This is a genomic window from Cloacibacterium sp. Arc13, from assembly GCF_041431305.1.
GTDB lineage: Bacteria > Bacteroidota > Bacteroidia > Flavobacteriales > Weeksellaceae > Cloacibacterium > Cloacibacterium caeni_B.
This window is the reverse complement of record NZ_JASMRM010000013.1, coordinates 64,539-85,588: the sequence shown is the minus strand read 5'-3', so window position 1 is coordinate 85,588 and position 21,050 is coordinate 64,539. Positions and strand designations below refer to the sequence as shown.

Annotated in this window: 20 protein-coding genes; 8 read left to right on the top strand and 12 right to left on the bottom strand. The window is 30.9% G+C overall.

Annotated elements, in window-relative coordinates; all coding sequences use genetic code 11:
• The first annotated feature begins 54 nt into the window (after positions 1 to 54).
• The 6 genes from QO190_RS10250 (at position 55) to QO190_RS10225 (ending at position 5,617) form a co-directional block, all read left to right on the top strand.
• Positions 55 to 405 (top strand): 4Fe-4S dicluster domain-containing protein, encoded by a 351-nt coding sequence (locus QO190_RS10250; protein WP_069799317.1) that lies wholly within the window; start codon positions 55 to 57, stop codon positions 403 to 405.
• 79 nt (positions 406 to 484) lie between these two features.
• On the top strand, positions 485 to 1,540 hold the full coding sequence (serC, locus tag QO190_RS10245) for a 3-phosphoserine/phosphohydroxythreonine transaminase (RefSeq protein ID WP_371463775.1): 1,056 nt from the start codon (positions 485 to 487) through the stop codon (positions 1,538 to 1,540).
• A 15-nt stretch (positions 1,541 to 1,555) separates the two neighbouring features.
• Positions 1,556 to 2,515, top strand: coding sequence for a D-2-hydroxyacid dehydrogenase (locus QO190_RS10240; RefSeq protein WP_371463773.1), 960 nt, complete (start codon positions 1,556 to 1,558; stop codon positions 2,513 to 2,515).
• 74 nt (positions 2,516 to 2,589) lie between these two features.
• Positions 2,590 to 3,840, top strand: a complete 1,251-nt coding sequence (locus QO190_RS10235) for a DUF1015 domain-containing protein (RefSeq protein WP_371463771.1) — start codon at positions 2,590 to 2,592, stop codon at positions 3,838 to 3,840.
• Between the two features lie 59 nt (positions 3,841 to 3,899).
• Positions 3,900 to 5,264 carry a M20/M25/M40 family metallo-hydrolase gene (locus tag QO190_RS10230; protein WP_371463769.1) on the top strand — a complete coding sequence of 455 codons (1,365 nt, stop codon included), beginning with the start codon at positions 3,900 to 3,902 and terminating at the stop codon, positions 5,262 to 5,264.
• The gene (locus QO190_RS10225) at positions 5,264 to 5,617 is read left to right on the top strand and encodes a diacylglycerol kinase family protein (RefSeq protein WP_371463767.1); all 354 of its coding nucleotides are present in this window, start codon (positions 5,264 to 5,266) and stop codon (positions 5,615 to 5,617) included. The genes QO190_RS10230 and QO190_RS10225 overlap by 1 nt, the downstream gene beginning before the upstream one ends.
• 6 nt (positions 5,618 to 5,623) lie before the next feature.
• On the opposite strand, the gene QO190_RS10220 is transcribed toward QO190_RS10225, so the two are convergent.
• From QO190_RS10220 to QO190_RS10195, 6 genes are all read right to left on the bottom strand, one after another.
• A complete protein-coding gene (locus QO190_RS10220) occupies positions 5,624 to 6,391 on the bottom strand; it encodes a patatin-like phospholipase family protein (RefSeq protein ID WP_371463765.1) in 768 nt (255 codons plus the stop codon).
• 79 nt (positions 6,392 to 6,470) lie between these two features.
• Positions 6,471 to 7,859, bottom strand: a complete 1,389-nt coding sequence (gene lpdA, locus QO190_RS10215; protein ID WP_069799305.1) for a dihydrolipoyl dehydrogenase — start codon at positions 7,857 to 7,859, stop codon at positions 6,471 to 6,473.
• Positions 7,860 to 7,981: 122 nt separating this feature from the next.
• A complete protein-coding gene (locus tag QO190_RS10210) occupies positions 7,982 to 8,218 on the bottom strand; it encodes a hypothetical protein (RefSeq protein WP_371463764.1) in 237 nt (78 codons plus the stop codon).
• A 3-nt stretch (positions 8,219 to 8,221) separates the two neighbouring features.
• Complete coding sequence (locus tag QO190_RS10205; protein ID WP_371463763.1) at positions 8,222 to 10,651, bottom strand: thiamine pyrophosphate-dependent enzyme; 2,430 nt, start codon at positions 10,649 to 10,651, stop codon at positions 8,222 to 8,224.
• A gap of 274 nt (positions 10,652 to 10,925) precedes the next feature.
• Positions 10,926 to 11,147, bottom strand: coding sequence for a hypothetical protein (locus QO190_RS10200; RefSeq protein ID WP_371463762.1), 222 nt, complete (start codon positions 11,145 to 11,147; stop codon positions 10,926 to 10,928).
• A gap of 205 nt (positions 11,148 to 11,352) precedes the next feature.
• Positions 11,353 to 11,568 (bottom strand): hypothetical protein, encoded by a 216-nt coding sequence (locus tag QO190_RS10195; RefSeq protein WP_371481320.1) that lies wholly within the window; start codon positions 11,566 to 11,568, stop codon positions 11,353 to 11,355.
• Between the two features lie 274 nt (positions 11,569 to 11,842).
• Between QO190_RS10195 and QO190_RS10190 the strand changes: the two genes are divergently transcribed.
• Positions 11,843 to 13,537 (top strand): helix-turn-helix domain-containing protein, encoded by a 1,695-nt coding sequence (locus QO190_RS10190; RefSeq protein ID WP_371481318.1) that lies wholly within the window; start codon positions 11,843 to 11,845, stop codon positions 13,535 to 13,537.
• Positions 13,538 to 13,804: 267 nt separating this feature from the next.
• Entirely contained in the window at positions 13,805 to 15,526 is a 1,722-nt protein-coding gene (locus QO190_RS10185) for a helix-turn-helix domain-containing protein (RefSeq protein ID WP_371461441.1), read from the top strand.
• Here the strand turns inward: QO190_RS10185 and QO190_RS10180 are convergent.
• From QO190_RS10180 to QO190_RS10155, 6 genes are all read right to left on the bottom strand, one after another.
• Positions 15,507 to 16,484: a polyprenyl synthetase family protein gene (locus tag QO190_RS10180; protein ID WP_069799289.1), complete on the bottom strand. Its 978-nt coding sequence runs from the start codon at positions 16,482 to 16,484 to the stop codon at positions 15,507 to 15,509. The genes QO190_RS10185 and QO190_RS10180 overlap by 20 nt on opposite strands.
• A gap of 97 nt (positions 16,485 to 16,581) precedes the next feature.
• Positions 16,582 to 17,328 carry a hypothetical protein gene (locus QO190_RS10175; RefSeq protein WP_371461442.1) on the bottom strand — a complete coding sequence of 249 codons (747 nt, stop codon included), beginning with the start codon at positions 17,326 to 17,328 and terminating at the stop codon, positions 16,582 to 16,584.
• A gap of 288 nt (positions 17,329 to 17,616) precedes the next feature.
• Positions 17,617 to 18,654, bottom strand: a complete 1,038-nt coding sequence (gene rlmN / locus QO190_RS10170) for a 23S rRNA (adenine(2503)-C(2))-methyltransferase RlmN (RefSeq protein WP_371461648.1) — start codon at positions 18,652 to 18,654, stop codon at positions 17,617 to 17,619.
• A 93-nt stretch (positions 18,655 to 18,747) separates the two neighbouring features.
• Positions 18,748 to 19,797: a tRNA preQ1(34) S-adenosylmethionine ribosyltransferase-isomerase QueA gene (gene queA / locus QO190_RS10165; RefSeq protein ID WP_069799285.1), complete on the bottom strand. Its 1,050-nt coding sequence runs from the start codon at positions 19,795 to 19,797 to the stop codon at positions 18,748 to 18,750.
• A gap of 96 nt (positions 19,798 to 19,893) precedes the next feature.
• Positions 19,894 to 20,526 (bottom strand): hypothetical protein, encoded by a 633-nt coding sequence (locus tag QO190_RS10160; RefSeq protein WP_371461443.1) that lies wholly within the window; start codon positions 20,524 to 20,526, stop codon positions 19,894 to 19,896.
• Entirely contained in the window at positions 20,523 to 21,014 is a 492-nt protein-coding gene (locus tag QO190_RS10155; protein ID WP_371461445.1) for a DNA-deoxyinosine glycosylase, read from the bottom strand. The genes QO190_RS10160 and QO190_RS10155 overlap by 4 nt, the downstream gene beginning before the upstream one ends.
• Positions 21,015 to 21,050 lie beyond the last annotated feature (36 nt).

The window sequence follows — 21,050 nt, the reverse complement described above, 5'->3', positions numbered from 1 at the left end:
CCAAATCAACTGAAATTTACTAATTTTGTGCAAATTTAAAAAAAATACCTAGCAATGGCTATTATAATAACAGACGAATGTATTAATTGTGGAGCTTGCGAACCAGAATGCCCTAATAACGCGATTTATGAAGGAGCTGTAGATTGGAAAGCTTCAGACGGAACCAGTCTAAAAGGAACCGTAACTTTGAAATCAGGTTTAACAATGGATGCTAATGCACCTCAAAGACCTGTAAGTGATGATGTTTACTACATTGTTCCAGATAAGTGTACCGAATGTAAAGGTTTCCACGAAGAACCACAATGCGCGGCGGTTTGTCCGGTAGACTGTTGTGTTCCAGATGACAACCATGTAGAAACAGACGCAGAACTTTTAGGTAAAAAAGCATTTTTACACGGCGAATAAAAATTAAAAAAATCCCGCTTCATTCTGCATGAGCGGGATTTTTTGTTTCAATAAATTTACAATCATTCTCAATAAAAATATGAAAAAACATAATTTCAGTGCAGGACCTTGCATTCTCCCTCAGGAAGTTTTCCAAAAATCAGCAGAAGCGATTTTAGACTTTAACGGAATGGGACTTTCTATCTTAGAAATTTCTCACCGTAGCAAAGACTTTATCGCAGTAATGGACGAAGCCAGATCCATCGTAAAAAGATTAATGAATCTTAATGATGACTATGATGTATTATTTCTAGGTGGTGGCGCAAGTTTACAATTTGCGATGGTTCCTTTTAACTTGATGAAAGAAAACGGAAAAGCTGCCTATTTAGATTCTGGAAACTGGGCTGCCAATGCAATTAAAGAAGCAAAAAAATTAGGAACAGTAGATGTAATCGGTTCTTCTAAGGAAGAAAATTACTCTTTCATTCCAAAAATTGAAGAAGTAGGTGCAGAATATGATTATTTCCACTGCACTTCTAACAATACCATCTATGGAACTCAAATCAAAGATTTTCCAAAAGTAAATACGTTAATGGTTTCTGACATGAGCTCTGATATTTTCTCTAGAGTGATAGATTATTCTAAATTTGACCTAATCTATGCAGGTGCTCAAAAAAATATGGGACCAGCTGGAACGACTCTAGTGGTGGTAAAAAAAGAAATTCTAGGAAAATCAGGCAGAATTATTCCATCTTACTTAGACTACGCTCAACATGTAGCGAAAGAATCTATGTTTAATACGCCGCCAGTTTTTGCAGTTTACGCTTCACTACTTACCCTACAATGGTTAGAAAATAATGGCGGAATAGCTGCTGCCGAAGAAAGAAATATTGCTAAAGCGAAACTTCTTTACGATGAAATAGACAGAAATCCGTTATTCGAATGTTTCTGCGTTCCAGAACATAGAAGTTTAATGAATGTTTCATTCAAAATTACAGACGAATCTAAAAAAGAAGCTTTTGATAACGCTTGGAAAGCTGCTGGAATCAACGGATTAAATGGACACAGAAGTTTAGGTGGTTACAGAGCAAGTCTTTACAATGCATTACCAATAGAAAGCGTACAGGTTTTGGTAGATGTTATGAAATCTATTTAAAACCTAAAGAAAAATATGAAAATTTTAGCAAACGACGGTATTTCAAATTCTGGAGAAAAAGTTTTGAAAGAAGCTGGATTAAATCTTCTTGACAATAGAGTTTCTCAGGAACACCTCATTCCTTTTATCAATGAAAATCAAGTTGAAGTTTTATTGGTTAAAAACGCTACACAAGTAACCAAAGAACTTATAGACGCTTGTCCGAGTTTGAAAATCATAGGAAAAGGTGGCGAATCAATGGATAATATAGATGTAGAGTATGCCAAATCTAAAGGAATTCATGTCATTAATACTCCAAACGCTTTTGCTAAATCCGTTGCAGAATTGGTTTTTGCGCATTTTCTGACTTTGATTAGATTTTTGCACGATTCTAATAGAAATATGCCTTTAGAAGGTGATTCTAAATTTGCGTTTCTCAAAAAATCTTACGAAAAAGCAACAGAACTTTCAGGCAAAACGCTAGGAATTATTGGTTTTGGAAATATCGGAAAAGAAGTTGCCAAAATAGGAATTGGTCTTGGAATGAAAATTATTTTCTACACCAGAAAACCTAAAACAGATAACGTTTCTTTAGAATTTTTTGACGGAAGAACTATTGATTTTGAATTCACTTCTACCAATGATATGGAAGCGTTTCTAAAAGAGGCAGATTTCATCAGCATTAATACTTTGGAAACTACTGAATATATAATAGACACGCCAGAATTTGAAATGATGAAAGATGGCGTTTTCATTGTAAATACAGCAAAAGGTGGTGTAATCAATGAAGTAACACTCATAGATTATATAGAAAATAAAAAAGTTGCAGGAGCTGCTCTAGATGTTTTCGAAACCGAACCAAAACCAGAAATTCAGATTCTGATGAATCCTTCGCTTTCGCTTTCTCCGCATGTTGGTGGAAGCACTTTAGAAGCCCAAGAAAGAATAGGAACAGAATTAGCACAACAAATTATTGACTTACAAAAACTTATATAATTTAAAAATTTATTATATTCGCAAAATTTAAAAAATTAAACTATATAAAACCTCAAATTAATTAAACGTAGAACATGCCAGTTTTTAAACCATTTAGAGGAGTTAGACCGCACCCTGATTATATTGATAAATTCCCAACTCATCCTTTGGATAATTTTACGCAGGAAGAAATCAATAAAAAAGCGACGGAAGACTCTTCTTACATACAGATGATTAAACCATATGTATGCAGCAAATCGAAAGATGTTGATAGAAATCTACGAAAAGTAAGAAGCAATTACGAAGAAATGTTGGGTGACAATAAACTTCTTCAAGATAGCTCTTCTTATTATTTGTATGAACAAATTTTACCCAATAAATCTGTTTTTAGAGGATTATTAGGATTGACAAGTGTGGAAGATTTCTGGAACGGAAAAATCAAAAAACATGAATCTACCCTTACCTATAAAAAAGAAAAACTCGCTCATTATTTAGATAAAGTTTCCCTTCAAGCAGAACCCGTTCTTCTTACCTATCAAGCTAATTCTAAAATAGAATTACTGATGAACCACGAAGAAAAAAATGTTCCCATCATTAATCATACAGACGAAACTGGAGTAAGACACAAAGTGTGGAGAATAGACAATCGTCTAAAACTTCAGCAATTCAAAGAAGTAATAGACCAAATTGATTCTTTTTATGTAGCTGATGGTCACCACAGAATAGCTTCTGCAGCTTTATACGCTCAAAAACACAAAGAAAAAAACAAAAGACATAATGGCAATGAACCTTATAATTTTGTTTTCAGCTTTATTGTTTCTAGTCAATCGATTAAAATTAATGACTATAACAGAGTTGTAAAAGATTTAAACGGAAATTCTGAAGAAGAATTTTTACAAAAACTATCAGAGAACTTCCTTATCCACGAAAAAGGTGAAAACGCTTACTATCCTTCTCAGAAATTCCACATTTCTATGTATTTGGGTGGTAAATTTTATTCACTGCACGTAAAACATAATCTCAGAGATTTAGACCAAGGATTAGACAATGTAGACCATCATTTATTAGACAAATATATCTTCAAACCTATTCTCGGAATTAATGATTATGAGGAAGAAGAAAACAGCAAAATGAATTTTGTAAAAGGAAATTCTAATATTGAAGGAATTATCAAACTTAAAGAACAAGTAGATTCTGGCGATTATTCCGTTGGCTTTGGATTGTTTCCAGTAAGTTTTAATGACATTACAAAACTGGCGAATCAGAATTTGCAAATGCCTCCGAAATGTACTTACATAGAGCCAAAATTGGTTACGGCATTGTTAATGTACGACATGGATTGGTAATTTTTCTTGATTTATTACAAAAAAATAGTACTTTTAGATTTCCAAAAAGAAATCAGAACATGAAGAAACTACTTTACATACTTCCGCTCTTTTTGGGCGGATTTTTTTGGTCTCAAAATTTCAAACAAGATTCTCTTCAATTTAAGAAAATTTCAGACGAAATTTTGGTCAATGGTAAATCTTATGAAGACTTAAGAGAATTAACCAAAGATATTGGCAGCAGATTATCCGGAAGCAGTAATTACGAAAAATCTGCAGACTGGGCGATGAAAAAATTGCTGGAAGCTGGTGCAGACCAAGTTTGGTTTCAACCTGTAATGGTAAACGTTTGGACTCGTGGTGATGAATCTTTAAAATTAAGAGTGAATCACGGAAAATGGAAAGAAGTAAAAATGCTTTCTTTAGGCAATTCCGAAGGAACCAAAGGTAAAGATTTGGAAGGCGAAGTGATTTTAGTAAAAACTTTAGAAGATTTCGAAAAATTACCAGATTATGCTGTAAAAGATAAAATTGTGTTTTTCAACTATGCCTTTAAACAAGAGTTTGTGGTAACAGGACAAGCTTATGGAGATGCTGGAAAATACAGAAGAGTTACTCCTTCTGAAGTAGCAAAAAAAGGCGGAAAAGCGGTAATCATTCGTTCTCTCACATCATCATTTGACGATGTTCCTCATACTGGTTCTACTCGTTACGAAGACGGAATTCCTAAAATTCCTGCCGTTGCAATTGGTGCAGAGTCTGCGGATTATTTAGAAGAAATTTTACTCAAAAAACAAAAAGTTCAAGCCGTTCTCAATTCTAATTGTGGAATGAATGGCCAAATGATGACCAAATCTGTCATTGGCGAAATTAAAGGAAAATCAGACGAAAAAGTAATTGTAGTTGGCGCACATCTCGATTCTTGGGATGTAGGTGAAGGCGCTCATGATGATGGTACTGGAATTGTTCAAAGTATAGAAGTACTGAGAACTTTCAAAAATTTAAAACTCAAAAATAATCATACTATAAGAGTTGTTTGTTTTGCCAATGAAGAAAATGGTGTTAGAGGTGGAAGAACGTACATGGAAACGGTAAAAAAATCTGAAGAACCGCACGTTTTTGCCTTAGAAAGTGACAGTGGAGGTTTTACACCGAGAAGTTTTAGCTTAGGAATGCATCCTGATAAAGCCAAATCTATGAAATCTTGGGAAAAACTTTTTAACCCATACGGAATTTATGAATTTGCAGGAGACCATTCTGGTGTAGACATAGAACCATTGAGAGAACTTAAAATTCCTGCATCTGGATTGGTAACAGATTCACAAAGATATTTTGACATTCATCATACTCCAGAAGATACTTTCGAAAAAGTAAATCGCAGAGAATTATTATTGGGAGCTGTGGTTATGACACAACTTATTTACATGGTTGATAAAAATTGGTAATGAAAAGACCTCCGTTTTACAAAAGTGTTTATTATGCTTTCAAAGGACTTTTTTGGATGCTAAAAACCGAAAGAAACTTTCAGTTAGAAGTTTTAGCACTTGTTATTAATTTATTTTTAATGGTTTATTTTCAATTAAATTCTACAGACGCTGTTTTAATTTTTATCGTTTGTTTTTTGGTTCTCATTGCAGAAATCATCAATACAGTCATTGAAAAAATTTGTGATTTCATAGAACCAAATTTCAATGAAAAAATAGGCTTAATTAAAGATTTAGCAGCAGCAAGTGTGGTGACAGCTACTCTACTTTCCTTAATTACAGGAGTTTTAGTCTATTCAAAATATGTTTTTTAGAAAATATTAAAAATTTTCGGGGAAAGTTTTTACGGCTTCGTCGTAACCCAGTTTAAAAATTTCGTCCATTCTGGCTTTATTGCTCTCGAACATTCCATAATTGGATAATTCTTTGGGAGAGATAAACCAGTCACAATCTCTAAATTTATACTTTTCTACACTATGACTCAGCAATTCATAAGCTCTGGTAGAAACTGCTTTGATACTATTGAGCTGTTTGCCTTCAATGTCTTGAAGTGGCGAAACATATACTCCAATTATTTTTTCACATTTCTCTCTGATGAGATTTGAAGGAAAATTATTCAAAATTCCGCCATCACTCAACAACATTTCATCTTTTTGGAACGGACTGGTCAAACCTGGAACCGAACATGAAGCTATAATCGCATCAAGCAAATAAGTGTCTCCATCAAAAACGTGCGTAACCCCTTGAACCAAATCAGTCGCTGTAATAAGCAATTCTAATTTTAAATCTTTAATTTTAATTTCTCCAATAATGGGTTTCAAGTACAATCTAAAAACTTCAGAATTGATAAATCCCGGTTTAGTCAAAGTAAAATGTTTCCAATTGAAAAAATAAACAGATTTAAAAAATTCTAAAATCTCATCTGGAGATTTTCCAAAAGAATACAATCCGCCAACAATTGCACCAGCACTGGTTCCTGCAATGACTTCTGGAAAAATATTTTTTTCTTCTAAAAATTTTAGTGCACCAGCTTCTGCAATTCCTTTGGTTCCACCGCCTGAAAGTACCAACCCTATTTCTTTCTTCATATTATTATTAGTTTCATTTGTTAAAATTAAAAAAACCACAGCAAAAACTGTGGTTTTTTTTGTATTTATTACATAAATATTAAATGTGAATCACTTCTCCGTAAGCTGCAGCTACTGCTTCCATAATTGCTTCAGAAACAGTTGGATGCGGGTGAATAGATTTGATGATTTCGTGACCAGTCGTTTCTAATTTTCTAGCAACCACCGCTTCTGCAACCATATCTGTAACACCATCTCCAATCATGTGGCAACCTAACCATTCTCCGTATTTTGCATCAAAAATTACTTTGATAAAACCATCTGTATTACCATTTGCGGTAGCTTTACCAGATGCTGAAAGTGGGAATTTACCAACTTTAATTTCGTATCCTTTTTCTTTAGCTTGTTTTTCAGTTAAACCAACAGATGCAATTTCTGGATGACAGTAAGTACAACCTGGAATATTTCCGTAGTCAATTGTTTCTACGTGCATTCCTTTGATTTTTTCTACACAAGTAATTCCTTCTGCTGATGCTACGTGAGCCAAAGCTTGAGTAGGAATAATATCACCAATTGCATAATAACCCGGTACAGAAGTTTGGTACCATTCATTTACCAAAACTCTACCTTTATCTGTAGCAATACCTACTTCTTCCAAACCAATATTTTCAATATTTGCAGCGATACCAACTGCCGAAAGTAGAATATCTGCTTCTAATGTGATGTTTCCGTCTTTGGTTTTTACATTGGCTTTAACACCGTTTCCAGAAGTATCTACAGATTCTACAGATGCATTGGTCATGATATCAATTCCAGATTTTTTAAGAGATTTTTCTAAGTGTTTAGAAATTTCTTCGTCTTCTACAGGAACAATATTTGGCATAAATTCTACAATCGTCACTTTAGTACCCATTGTATTATAAAAATCTGCAAACTCTACTCCGATTGCTCCAGAACCTACTACAATCATAGATTTCGGTTGAGTAGGCAATGACAGAGCTTGTCTGTAACCAATTACTTTTACTCCATCTTGTGGAAGATTTGGCAATTCTCTAGAACGAGCTCCAGTTGCAATGATAATATGATTTGCTGAATATTCAGAAACTTTTCCTTCTTTGTCTGTTACCGAAACTTTTTTGCCTTTTTGAACTTTGGCAGTTCCCATGATAACGTCAATTTTATTCTTCTTCATCAAGAAAGAAATTCCGCCACTCATTTTAGTAGCAACTCCTCTACTTCTAGCAATTACATTAGGAAAATCAAAACTTCCCTCTACTTTATTAAGACCGTAATCTTCGGCGTGTTTTATATAGTTAAAAACTTGAGCAGATTTCAGTAATGCTTTGGTAGGAATACACCCCCAGTTTAAACAAATACCACCTAGATTTTCTTTTTCTATGATAGCCGTTTTAAAACCTAATTGTGATGCTCTAATTGCGGTTACGTAACCACCAGGTCCAGAACCTATAACAATAATATCGTAATTCATTTCGAGATTAAATTTTTGCGAATTTACGGAATTTTTCAGAAAATTCGGGTTTTACAATGATATAAATATGTTTTTTTAAAATAAAAAAACAACTCCTAATTTGAGTTGTTTCTTTATTTAACTTAATAAACTTCTTGTACTTTTATATTCGGGCAATTTTTCTCAATCCAAACGGCATCAAATTCCTTGATTTCCCTTCTTTGTCCTTTGTAAATATAATATTCATTAGGCGTTTGTGAGTTTCCATCAATCACTTTTGGCATTTTATTGATGATTTTTTCTTCTGGGCAATCTTGGATTTTTGCCACAGCACAACTCGAAAGCGTAAAAGCTGCTATAATTACAAATAAAATTTTCATTTTTTAAATTTTTGGAAATTGAGAAGGGTTCGCTTCATGAAAAACTGCATATATTTTCTCTACCATATCATCTACAGAAGGTTTTGAGAAATAATCTCCATCACTTGCATAAGCTGGTCTGTGATCCTTTGCTGCAATCGTTAACGGAGCTGAATCCAAATATCTGAATGCTTTTTGCTTTTCTACGATTTGCTGTAGAATAAATGCAGAGGTTCCGCCTTCTACGTCTTCGTCTATAATTACTAAACGATTGGTTTTCTTTACGCTTTCAGCAATTTCATGTGAAACATCAAATGGTATTAAAGACTGAATATCAATAACTTCCGCAGAAATCCCCAATTTTTCTAATTCTTCGGCAGCTTCCATTACCAATCTCCAAGTAGAACCATAAGTTACTAGAGTAACATCTTTTCCTTCTTTAGTTACTTCTATTTTACCAACTGGAACCGTGAATTCACCTAAATTATCAGGTTGTTTTTCTTTTAGTCTATAACCATTGAGCGTTTCTACAATAATTGCTGGTTCATCACTTTGAAGCATCGTGTTATAAAAACCTGCTGCTTTAGTTAAATTCCTAGGAACCAAAACATTAACACCTTTTACTAGGTTAATAATTCCCGCCATTGGCGAACCAGAGTGCCAAATTCCTTCTAATCTATGACCACGAGTTCTGATGATAACTGGTGCTTTTTGCCCACCTTTTGTTCTGTAATGTAGTGTTGCCAAATCATCACTAATTCCTTGTAAACAATACAAAATATAGTCTAAATACTGAATTTCTGCAATCGGACGAAGTCCACGCATCGCCATACCAATTCCTTGACCAAGAATAGTAGCTTCTCTAATACCAGTATCTGCAACTCTTACTTTTCCGTATTTTTCTTGAAGTCCCTCTAAACCTTGGTTTACATCACCAATATTCCCTGCATCTTCACCGAAAACCAAAGTTTCAGGATATTTTTCAAAGATTTTATCAAAATTATTTCTTACCACTACTCTTCCATCTACCATTTCAGAATTTTCTGAGTAAATTGGTTTTACTTCTTTTACATTTGTTGATTTCCATTCAGATTCTGAATACAAGTGTGAAGAATAATTATCTTTTTCTTGCGCTAAAAGCTGTTGATATTTAGAAGCAAGCCATTGTCTTTCAGTAGATTGATGAGCTCTAGTCAAAAGCAAAACTTTTCTCATCAAACTGAATACATCCTTTTTAGCATAAGAAATCAAAGAACCAAATTTTTGCAGTTCTGCTTCTACTTCGCTATTCTGAGATTTTAGATTCTCTACTAACGGAAGTAATTCATTTTTAAGAACTTCTATAGAATTTCTATAATTTTCCCAAGCTTTTTTCTGTCCGTCTTTTGCAATTTTTTTCGCTTCTTTTTCTATATTTTCAAGTTCTTCTACTGTAGCTAAAATTTCTTCTTTACCTTCTAATTCAATAGAATAATTAAGAATCCATTCTTTAAATTTTTCTAAGCCATCGAAATCTGCTTCCCATCTCAATCTATCTTCAGATTTATATCTTTCGTGAGAACCAGATGTAGAGTGACCTTGTGGTTGAGTAACTTCTGTCACGTGAATTACCACAGGAACAGATTCTGTTCTTGCAAAATGTTCGGCTCTAGCATAAGCGTCAAGAAGTGCAGGATAATCCCAAGCTTTTACTTGAATAATTTCGCAACCTTCTGTTTTTCCTTCTTTTCTTTGGAAACCAGAAAGCATTTCTGCCATGTCTTCTTTTGCTCTTTGGTCATGAGTAGGAACCGAAATTCCGTAACCATCATCCCAAATTGATAAAATCATAGGAACTTGTAAAGCACAAGCTGCGTTCAAAGTTTCCCAGAAATGGCCTTCTGCAGAAGACGCATCACCGATGGTTCCGAAAGCAACCTCGTTTCCATTATTGCTGAATTTCTCTGAACCGTGAAATTTTACCGATTTGTAAACCTTTGAAGCTTGAGCCAAACCTAGAAGTCTAGGCATTTGTCCTGCAGTTGGCGAAATATCTGATGATATATTTTTAATTTGAGTTAAATCTTTCCAAGTTCCATCTTCATTTAAACTGCGCGTTGCAAAGTGACCATTCATTTGTCTACCAGCAGAAGCAGGTTCTCTTTCTACAGAAGTATCTGCATACAATTGTGCAAAGAAACTCTCTACCGATAAAGCCCCAACTGCTAATGCGAAGGTTTGGTCTCTATAATAACCACTTCTAAAATCTCCATTTCTAAAAACTTTTGCCATGGCTAATTGTGGTAATTCTTTACCATCACCTACAATCCCGAACTTAGCTTTACCCGTTAAAACCTCTCTCCTTGCCATGTAAGACATTTCACGAGAAATTCTACCTAGTTTATAGTCTGCTAATATTTGATTCTTAAAATCTTGAAATGAAACAGTTTGTGTTTCGATATAAGTAGTTTGCATATCTTGGATAAGGATTTTTACAAAGATAATAAAATTATGGAATTGATAAAATAAATTGATTTTTTTGATTATTTTTCAATTACAAAAACAAAACACAATATTTCTAGTGAAATACTGTGTTAAGCTCAACTTAATTAATATGAATGTATGAATAATTGTGATGATGTCTTTAAAAAATCTCCTCCGCTGCTCTGAGAACAAGCAGCGAAAGGAGAAAACACAAACGATGAAAAAAAATTTATTTTACTTTTATTAGATTTATTTTAACTGAATATTACTTATTAAGAAATCTTAATGCTTCTTCTTCAGTATGTAAAACTACTGTAGTCTTATTTTCGTTACTATTTCTTAATTTTCTTTTATTTTGTATAATTTCTAAAATCTCAATGTCATTTTTACTCAAAACATCATCAGATTTCCCTGAACTATTTGATTGTTTAAATGATAATACTGCGATTGAAGCCAATGCTAACAATATTGGTGTAAATTTTTTCATAACAGTAAATTTTTAAATTAATATTTTAAATTTCTAAGATTAAAATATGGTTATGAATATAACAAAATTCATCTTAGATATTTCTTTAATTTGTATTTTAAAATTTTCTTTTAAAAATCTCCTTCGCTGCTCTGAGAACAAACAGCGAAAGGAGAAAACACAAACGATGAAAAAAAATTTTATTTTACTTTTTTATTAGATTTATTTATTTTGGTGGCTTAACCACATCATCAAATTCTGATAAACTTGATTGAGTATCTATGCTGAAAGTTTTTACAGACGCGGTATCTCTAATATTTCTATTTTTTTGAATAATCTTTAGAGTTGTAACATCTTCATTACTTAAAATCTTATCATTTTGTCTACATGAAACAAATAAAACACTTAATACTCCAATAGAAAAAAGAACTGTTTTTTTCATAACTAATTTTTTTACAAATGTATCGTGAAAGTTTATCTACAAACAAATTTTTCAACTGTCATTTCATAAAGAATTACTGTTGTTTTATAAAAATTATGATAAATTTTAGAAAAAATAACAGTATTATTGTAAAATTAATTTTTGAAGTCAAAAAAAATAATTTGATTAAATTAATCAACTTGCTATGAATCAACGTTTTAATATAAAAATATTATTTTTTACAATTCTTTTTTTTTCAGTTAATACTTTTAGTCAAAATATTAATTTAGAAAGAATGAATAATGAAGAAATTGAAAAAATAATTGATAGTTTATATTATTCAAACCCAGATGAAGGAATTAAAATTGTTAAATTTTACATAAAGAAATCCAAAAAAGAAAACAGTAATGAATCCTTATATATAGCCTACAGATATGCTAGTAAATTTTATCCAGTTCCAATAAACTTTAAATATACTGACAGCGCTCTCATTGCAAGTAAAAGAACTGAAAATAAAACTTTAATTACTGACGCATATCTTAATAAAGGTGTTATTCTAATGGATGAGTCTTTATATCAGAAGGCGCTTGATAATATATTAATAGCAAATAAATACTCTTTTGAACTCAATGATAATTATATAATAAATAAAACCACATATTTTATTGCTCAAAATAAAATCTACCTCGGCTTACATGAAGATGCAAACAAAGAATTAGTAAATTGTTATAACTATTTTAAAGTTAATCTTAATAAAAAAGTATTAAACGAAGACTACAAAACATATTATATATTTTCTCTTATGAGTTTAATAGACTCTAATACAAGAATTGGAAAACATCAAGAAAATATATCTCTATTAGAGGAAGCATACGATTTTATTTATAAAAATAATTTTGAACATTTAAAACCATATTTTATTTCATCAGAAGGAACTGATGCATTTTATAAAGCAAACTACAGTTTAGCGATTCGCAAACTTTCAGAAGCAATTAGATCATATAACGACCAATGGCCACATTTAAATGATATTTTTTACATTGGACTTTCAAATTGGAAACTTGGGAAAAGAGATGTAGCAGTTAGATATTTTGAGGAAATAGATAAAGAATATGACAAGTCAAAAAAATTAAATCCTGAATTTAGACCAGCATATGAACTCTTAATTAAGTATAATGACTCCATTGGTAATAGAGATAAGCAATTAAAATATATTAACACCTTAATGTCTCTTGATAAAAATTATGAAAAAAATTACAAGTACCTCTATACAAAGATTAACAAAGAATATGATACCCAAAAATTAATTAATGAAAAAAACAAAATTGAAAATTCTCTAAAAAATCAAAGAACGATAATTAGTTTAATATTATTAATAACCATTCTTGCATCACTATTCTATTGGAATCGCTATAACTCTTTACAAAAAAAATACAAAGAAAAATTTGAAGAAATTATCTCACAAAAACCTATTTTAGAGAAAAAAGAAATACTTGTAGATGTAGAATTAAAAGAAGAAAAACTAAATCCAAAAACGCTCAATATAAATGATAAAATAAAAATTACTGCTCCAAAAAATTCTTCTGAACTAGAGTTTTACAACAAAATACCAGGACTTAATCCTATTTTAGTTCAAAATATTTTGCAGCAACTAGATAAATTCGAAGAAGAGCTTAAGTTTACTGATAATCAGATGTCATTGAGACTTTTAAGTGAAGAATTTAACACCAATATACCTTATCTTTCTAAAATCATTAATGTATACAAAGGAAAAAATTTCAACTATTATATTAATGATTTAAGATTAGAATATATAATTGACCTTATGAAAAATGATGCTAAATACTTAAACATGGATGTAAAAGAATTAGCACTATTATCAGGATTTACAAATACACAGAATTTTTCTGATAACTTCCAAAGAAAATTTGAGATAAAACCTTCGTACTTCATTAAAATGATGAAGGAAAATATTAAAACCCATTCTTAAAAAACATCTAAATAAAAAACTTCAACATTTTCATGTTGAAGTTTTTTGAAGAAGAACTTTACTATTCTAAATAGTATTGTTTTTTTTTTGGTTATTAAATCTTACCCCTTTTTATTGTGTTTCTATAAGATGAAGCAAAACTACTCTTTTCATTATTCCCTTACTAAAAAGTGAACTCGGAATTCATAAAAATCAACCGGGATTTTTTGAAAAAATATCATATTTCTTATTCCAATTTTTTGTTTTAACATTGTAAAAAAACTAAAATTGGAAATCAACAAAATTAAAAAACTGATTATCAATCACTTAATAATAATACTTTTATTTTTCTTCCACATTCAATTAAATGCTCAAGGAAAAAAATTAGAAGATTTATCTTTTTTAGAATTAGAAAAAAAAATTGATAGTTTAATTTCTATTAATAGTAATACTTTACCAACAATTAAATATTACATAAAGAAATCTAAAAAAGAAAATAACGATCAGGCATTGATTTATGCTTACAGATACGCTAGTAAAGCCACACTTGAAGATATTGGATATAAATACGCCGATAGCGCAATAGTAATTGCTAAAAAAACTAATAATAACGAACTTATTTCAGAGGCTTTACTTAACAAAGGAGTATTGTTAATGGATTATTATCAATATGGACCTGCCTTAGATTATATTTTGCAAGCAAAAAAATACTTGAATAATGTAAAAAATGATTACATTAATTACAAAACTCTTTATTTCATTGCTCAAAACAAAATGTTATTAGGGCAAATCACAGAAGCAAAAAAACACCTTAGCATATGTGTTGAATTTTTCAAACAGCCTATAAATGAAACTGAATTAGGATATGATTATAAAACATACTACAGTTATGCTCTTATGAGCTTAATTGACTGTAATACAAAACTAAAAAAACATTCTGAAAATAATTCTTTATACAAAGAAGCATACGAATTCATTAATAAAAACAATGCAAGACATTTAATTCCATATTTTATATCTTGTGAAGGAACTGATGCTTATTATCTAAAAAAGTTTTCTGTAGCAATTAATAAACTTAAAAAAGCACAACTTTTATATCAAGACAATTGGCCTCATTATACAGATATTTTCTACTTAGGAATGTCTTATTGGAAACTTGGAAATAAAAAAGAAGCTGTAAAATATTTTGAAAAATTAGACAAAGAATATTACAAAGACAAAAATCAAGATCCTCAGTTTAGACCTGCTTACGAATTACTAATAGAATACTACGCTTCTAAAAATAACACAGATAAGCAACTCGAATACATTAACAAATTAATGTCTTTGGATAAATCTTACGAAAAGAACTACAAATATCTTTTTGCCAAAATTCATAAAGAATATGATTCTCAGAAGCTTATTGACGAGAAAAATAGTATTGAAAACAGCTTAAAAATTCATCAATACCTCACACTTTTTGTAATCATTATCAGCATTGTTTTGATTTCGTTTTCTACATATAAATATTTTCAAATGCAAAGGAAATATAAAGAACGTTTTGAGCAAATCATTTCAAAAAATACTGAAATCAAGAAAATCCCAGTTACAATTGTTGATGAGGATAAAACTGTAACTCCTAAAATCACGGGACTTAGTGAATCAACCATAACATACATACTAGAACAGCTAGAAATTTTCGAAAAGGAACAACAATTTCTGGATTATAAAATCACTCAAAAATTACTCAGTGAAAAATTGGGAACCAATCCTACTTATCTATCTAAAATTATTAATGTTTATAAAGAGAAAAATTTCAGCAATTATCTCAATGACTTAAGGCTAGAATATATTGTAGAATTGCTCAAAACAGAACATAAATACTTGAATAGAGAAATCAAAGAACTGGCAAATATTGCAGGATTTACGAATGCAGAAGCATTTTCTGATAATTTCCAAAGAAAATTTGAAATTAAACCTTCTTACTTCATTAAAATGATGAAGGAAAATATTAAAACTTCCTCTCTATAACGTAATCAAGCATCAAATTAAGAGAATGTTTCGCGTCAGAATCAGGGAATTCTGCAAGGATATTTTTTGCTTTTTGTTGAAAATCTTTCATCACCCCAATTGCATAATCCAGTCCACCAGATTTTTTTACAAATTCTATCAGCTCTTTTACACGTTTTTGGTCGTTATTATATCTTTTAATAGTGTTGAAATAGTACTTTCTGTCCGCTTCATTCGCCGTTTTCAGAGTATGAATAAGCGGCAAAGTCATCTTTTGCTCTTTTATGTCAATCCCAACCGGTTTTCCAATAATATTTTTAGAAAGATAATCAAACAAGTCGTCTTTGATTTGGAACGCCATTCCTGTATAAGTACCGAAATCTTGCATTTTTTTGGCTAAAACTTCATCAGCTCCATTAGACAAAACACCTACTTCGCAACACGCAGCAATAAGTGTAGCTGTTTTTTGACGAATAATTTCATAGTAAACGTCTTCTGTAATGTCTAATTTTCTAGCTTTTTCTAATTGAAGCAACTCACCTTCAGACATTTCTCTGATGGTTCTTGAAATAACAGCCAATAAATCAAAATCTTTATTATCAGTAGAAAGTAAAACCGATTTAGAAAGCAAATAATCACCTACTAAAACTGCGATTTTATTTTTCCATAAAGCATTGATAGAAAAGAAATTACGACGTTTAAAACTTTCGTCTACAACGTCATCATGAACCAAAGTAGCAGTGTGAATCAATTCAATCATAGAAGCGCCGCGAAATGTTTTTTCATTTACATTTCCTACCAATTGAGCGGTAAGAAATACAAACATAGGTCGCATTTGCTTTCCTTTGGTGGTTACAATAAAACGAGTAACTTTATCAAGCAAAGGGACTCTGCTTTGCATTGATTCATAAAACTTTTGTTCAAAAAGTTTCATTTCTTCGTTAATCGGCTTCTTGATTTCTTCTACGATGTTTGACACGCTATTAATGGAATGATTATTGACAATAATTATAAATTCATACAAATATAATTAATTAAAACTATACTTACATAATCCGTTGAAAGCAATAAAAAAATTATTTTAACTTTTCAAAAGGAATAAAATACAAACGCTGTTTTACACTGAAAATAAACTTAGAAAAATCTTCATTAGAAATGTAAATTCCATCTTTATTTACAGCAATTCCTTCTACTTGACCTATCGAAAGAAAAGAACCTAACTTATACTTTTTCAATGGTTTAGAGAAAAATAATCCTTCAGAATTCTCCTGAAAAATCATCATATACACTTTCGCTTTTCTCGTATAACCTACCACATATAATTTCCCTTGAAAATAAGCAGCATCTGTAATGACGAATCCTGTATGAAAAGACTCCAAGCTTACAAGTGATTGATTTTCTGAATTTTGTACATCAACAATATAATGAGAAATATTTTTAGAACTCCATTCTTTAGAAAAAACATGAATTTTTTCATTGCGAAAAATCATGGCTTCTGCATCAAAATTATGAGAAAGATATCGCGTAGAAAAATCGTCTTGAGTAGAATAATTAAAAGAATTTTTAGAATAATTAGCCTGAAAATAAGTTTTATAAATGGCTAAATCTCTTCGATTTCCTGCGTTATTCCCAAAATCTCCTATATAAAAATTTTCACCATCACTGGTCATCGCTTCCCAATCTTTATTCGGAAAATTGATTTTCAGTTTTGATAAAATTTTACCTGAATTTTTATCGATTTCAAAAATCTCATTGGTATTGCCACCATCATTTAAGGTGTAGAGTTTATCTTTAAGAAAAGTAAGACCAGATGTTTCTTTCAATGAATCCGATAACGTGGCAATTTTGTATTTTCTAAGAGCTAACTTTTCTGTTTTTTGAGAAAAAGAATGAAGTGAAATTAGAAAAGAAAGAAAAAACAACAACTTTTTCATAAAATAAACTAAAATTGCTACCGCTTAAAAAATAAAATCTTAAAACTTTATTATTTTTATTTTAAAAGATTTTTTTATAATTATTCTCGCTGATTTTGCAGATTTAAACAATAAAAAATCAGCAAAATTTGCTTTATCTGAGAGATACTAGACTTGAAATTTAATTAAAACATCAAATTATTCTCCAGAATTTTTGTTGGCCAATTGTCCACAAGCTGCGTCAATATCTCCACCTCTACTTCTTCTCACCAAAGCTGTAATTCCCGCTTTTTCTAACTCACGAACATATTTTTCTTCAGCTTCTATACTTCTATGGTCAAATTTCCCTTCACCAATTGGATTATATTGAATCATATTCACTTTACAAGGAACTTGTTTACAATATTTAATCAAGGCTTTTATATCTTCGTCGCCATCATTAATTCCTTTCCAAACGCAATATTCAAAGGTGATTCTGCTTCCAGTTTTATCATACCAATATTGCATCGCTTCCATAATTTCTGTTAACGGAAATTTTGTAGAAAAAGGCATTATTTCGTTTCTTTTGTGTTCAATTGCACAGTGTAATGAAAGCGCTAATTTGACTTTAAGATTTTCATCAGCTAGCATTTTCATCATTTTTGGAATTCCAGATGTAGAAACGGTAATTCTTCGTGCAGACATTCCTAAACCGTCTTCTTGGGTAATTTTTCTGATGGCATCTACTACGTTTTTATAGTTCATCATAGGTTCTCCCATTCCCATAAAAACGATGTTTGACAAAGGTCTATCAAAATATAGTTTGCTCTGCTTATCAATCAAAGCAACTTGGTCTACAATTTCGGCAACTTCTAGATTTCTCATCCTTTTGAGTTTTGCTGTTGCACAAAATTCACAGTTTAGACTACAACCTACTTGAGAAGAAACACAAGCAGTAGTTCTAGATTCTGTAGGAATGAGAACAGATTCTACCAAAAGTCCATCATGAAGTTTTACTCCATTTTTGATGGTTCCGTCTTTAGATTTTTGCAATAAATCTACAGAAATAGGATTAATGGTGAATTCCTGGGAAATTTTTTCTCTCAACTCTTTAGAAAGGTTGGTCATTTCATCTATGGAATGTAGATTTTTAGACCATAACCAATCATAAACCTGTTTCGCACGAAAAGGTTTTTCGCCAAGAGTGACAAAATATTCTTTGAGTTGTTCTAAACTTAATGTTCTGATGTCTTTCATATAAAAAAGTCTCGCAGATTCAGCAAATTTAGCAGATTTTAATTCATCTGCAATATCAGCCAAATCTGCGAGAAAATTATTTTAAAATTAATCTTACAAAATCAACATTGCGTCTCCGTAAGAATAGAATTTATATTCATTTTTCACGGCTTCTTCATAAGCGTGCATGATAAAATCTGTTCCTGCAAAAGCTGCAATCATCATAATTAATGTAGATTTTGGCGTGTGGAAATTGGTAATCATAGCGTTTGCTACCCCAAAATCATAAGGTGGATAAATGAATTTATTGGTCCAACCTTGGTAAGCAGAAATCTTTTTGTTAGAAGAAACAGAAGTTTCTAGTGCTCTCATTGTAGTAGTTCCTACAGCACAAATTCTTCTATTTTCATCAGCTGCCTTGTTGATAATATCAGCAGTTTTTTCGTCGATAATTGCTTCTTCACACTCCATTTTGTGCTTAGAAAGATCTTCTACTTCGATTGGGTTAAATGTTCCTAAACCTACGTGAAGTGTAACTTCAGCAAAGTTAATTCCTTTGATTTCTAGACGCTTCATTAAGTGCTTAGAAAAGTGTAAACCTGCAGTTGGAGCTGCTACTGCACCTTCTATTTTAGCATAAATCGTTTGGTAACGTTCAGCATCTTCTGGTTCTACTTCTCTTTTGATGTATTTAGGAAGTGGAGTTTCTCCCAATTCTTTTAATTTAGCACGAAATTCTTCGTAAGAACCGTCAAATAAAAATCTTAAAGTTCTACCTCTAGATGTAGTATTATCAATTACTTCAGCAACCAAAGATTCATCTTCTGTAAAGAAAAGTTTGTTTCCAATTCTAATTTTACGAGCTGGATCTACTAATACGTCCCAAACTCTGGTTTCTTTATCCAGTTCTCTTAATAAGAAAACTTCGATTTTAGCACCAGTTTTTTCTTTATTTCCATACAATCTTGCTGGGAAAACTTTGGTATTGTTAAAGATAAATAAATCGTCTTCGTTAAAATAATCGATTACGTCTTTAAATAGTTTATGTTCAATGGTTTGTGTCTTTCTGTCAAGAACCATTAATCTTGCTTCGTCTCTGTGTTCTGAAGGGTGTTCTGCCAATAAATGTTCTGGCAAATGAAAATTGAAATCAGATGTTTTCATAAAATTTACGGATTTTATTTAAATTTTTTAAGCCTGCAAATATACGATATGAAAACAGGGGTTGTCAAGTGTTTTGGGAAGTATTTTGAAAAAACACTAGTTAAATTTTAGATTAAGCGCTTTTTCTTCACAGTTATCAAATTCATATAGAAATTTATATCCATTTTTGTAATCTACTTCAGCATATAAAATCCAAAAATTATTTCCATTTAATCTTTCCTTTAAAGATTCGTATATTTTTTTATGAATAATTTGACCTAAATCCATAAACCTAATTTCAATCATTGGAGTTTTTGATTCATGTAATTTAAATTTCACTTCTAAATTTGTTTTTTTAGAATCATCATTTACAAAACATTGAACTAGGAACTCATCTTCTGCTAATTCTTTTATTATTATTTTTCCAATTTCTTTTTCACTATAACTGTAATCAAAAGTTTTCTTATCTAAATAAGAATAATATGGTTTTTCACTGTTTATACGTTGTAAAGCAATAACCTCTTTTATAGAATTATCCGTTATATAGTAATAAGAATCATCATTTCTTTGATTCATATAATAATTATTGTTGCTAGAATTAAAATAAATATAACTTTTCCATGAATTTTTATTTCCAATTTTTGGACTAATTCTAGTGGAATTACTAACACATTTTTTATCAAATTGATACTCTTGAGAAAAAACAAATAAAGAAAATAGTAAAACGAAAGAAATAAATAGTTTTTTCATGGTAAATAGTTTTTAATTTTCTGCCAAGATAATAATTTTTCTTCATACTTCAAACTTGCATGAGCAGGACTTGTAGAAGGCAAAACAATAATTGGCAGATGAAAATCTTTCGGTAGAATTTTCAATAAATTTTTATAAGATTTTTGTCCGTTGCAGAAAATAGCTTTTATGTTAGGATAATTGTGCAGCAACTCTCCTATTTTATTCGCCTCTTCGTTTCTAATTTCAGAATCAAGGCTTCCTTTTCTTTCGCAATTGTCTATTACGTCCCAAAGTGCAACGTGGTATTTTTCTAAAATTTTAATTCTTTCAGAGTAATCGGTAGTAAAATCTTCATTAAAAATTTCACAAATAATTTTCCAGAATTTGTTTTGAGGATGCGCGTAATATTGTTGCATTTCCAAAGATTTAACTCCCGGAATAGAGCCTAAAATCAGAATCTTAGATTCTTTATCAATAATTGGAGGAAATGAGGAGATCTTTTGCATTTTAAAATAAGTTTTGGCTAAAGCCAACTCAAATAT

Bases quoted from the DNA above. Each gene is read 5' to 3' on its own strand.
- QO190_RS10250 (WP_069799317.1), top strand. From the start codon at position 55: ATGGCTATTATAATAACAGACGAATGTATTAATTGTGGAGCTTGCGAA.
- serC (WP_371463775.1), top strand. From the start codon at position 485: ATGAAAAAACATAATTTCAGTGCAGGACCTTGCATTCTCCCTCAGGAA.
- QO190_RS10240 (WP_371463773.1), top strand. From the start codon at position 1,556: ATGAAAATTTTAGCAAACGACGGTATTTCAAATTCTGGAGAAAAAGTT.
- QO190_RS10235 (WP_371463771.1), top strand. From the start codon at position 2,590: ATGCCAGTTTTTAAACCATTTAGAGGAGTTAGACCGCACCCTGATTAT.
- QO190_RS10230 (WP_371463769.1), top strand. From the start codon at position 3,900: ATGAAGAAACTACTTTACATACTTCCGCTCTTTTTGGGCGGATTTTTT.
- QO190_RS10225 (WP_371463767.1), top strand. From the start codon at position 5,264: ATGAAAAGACCTCCGTTTTACAAAAGTGTTTATTATGCTTTCAAAGGA.
- QO190_RS10220 (WP_371463765.1), bottom strand. From the start codon at position 6,391: ATGAAGAAAGAAATAGGGTTGGTACTTTCAGGCGGTGGAACCAAAGGA.
- lpdA (WP_069799305.1), bottom strand. From the start codon at position 7,859: ATGAATTACGATATTATTGTTATAGGTTCTGGACCTGGTGGTTACGTA.
- QO190_RS10210 (WP_371463764.1), bottom strand. From the start codon at position 8,218: ATGAAAATTTTATTTGTAATTATAGCAGCTTTTACGCTTTCGAGTTGT.
- QO190_RS10205 (WP_371463763.1), bottom strand. From the start codon at position 10,651: ATGCAAACTACTTATATCGAAACACAAACTGTTTCATTTCAAGATTTT.
- QO190_RS10200 (WP_371463762.1), bottom strand. From the start codon at position 11,147: ATGAAAAAATTTACACCAATATTGTTAGCATTGGCTTCAATCGCAGTA.
- QO190_RS10195 (WP_371481320.1), bottom strand. From the start codon at position 11,568: ATGAAAAAAACAGTTCTTTTTTCTATTGGAGTATTAAGTGTTTTATTT.
- QO190_RS10190 (WP_371481318.1), top strand. From the start codon at position 11,843: ATGAATAATGAAGAAATTGAAAAAATAATTGATAGTTTATATTATTCA.
- rlmN (WP_371461648.1), bottom strand. From the start codon at position 18,654: ATGAAAGACATCAGAACATTAAGTTTAGAACAACTCAAAGAATATTTT.
- queA (WP_069799285.1), bottom strand. From the start codon at position 19,797: ATGAAAACATCTGATTTCAATTTTCATTTGCCAGAACATTTATTGGCA.
- QO190_RS10160 (WP_371461443.1), bottom strand. From the start codon at position 20,526: ATGAAAAAACTATTTATTTCTTTCGTTTTACTATTTTCTTTATTTGTT.
- QO190_RS10155 (WP_371461445.1), bottom strand. From the start codon at position 21,014: ATGCAAAAGATCTCCTCATTTCCTCCAATTATTGATAAAGAATCTAAG.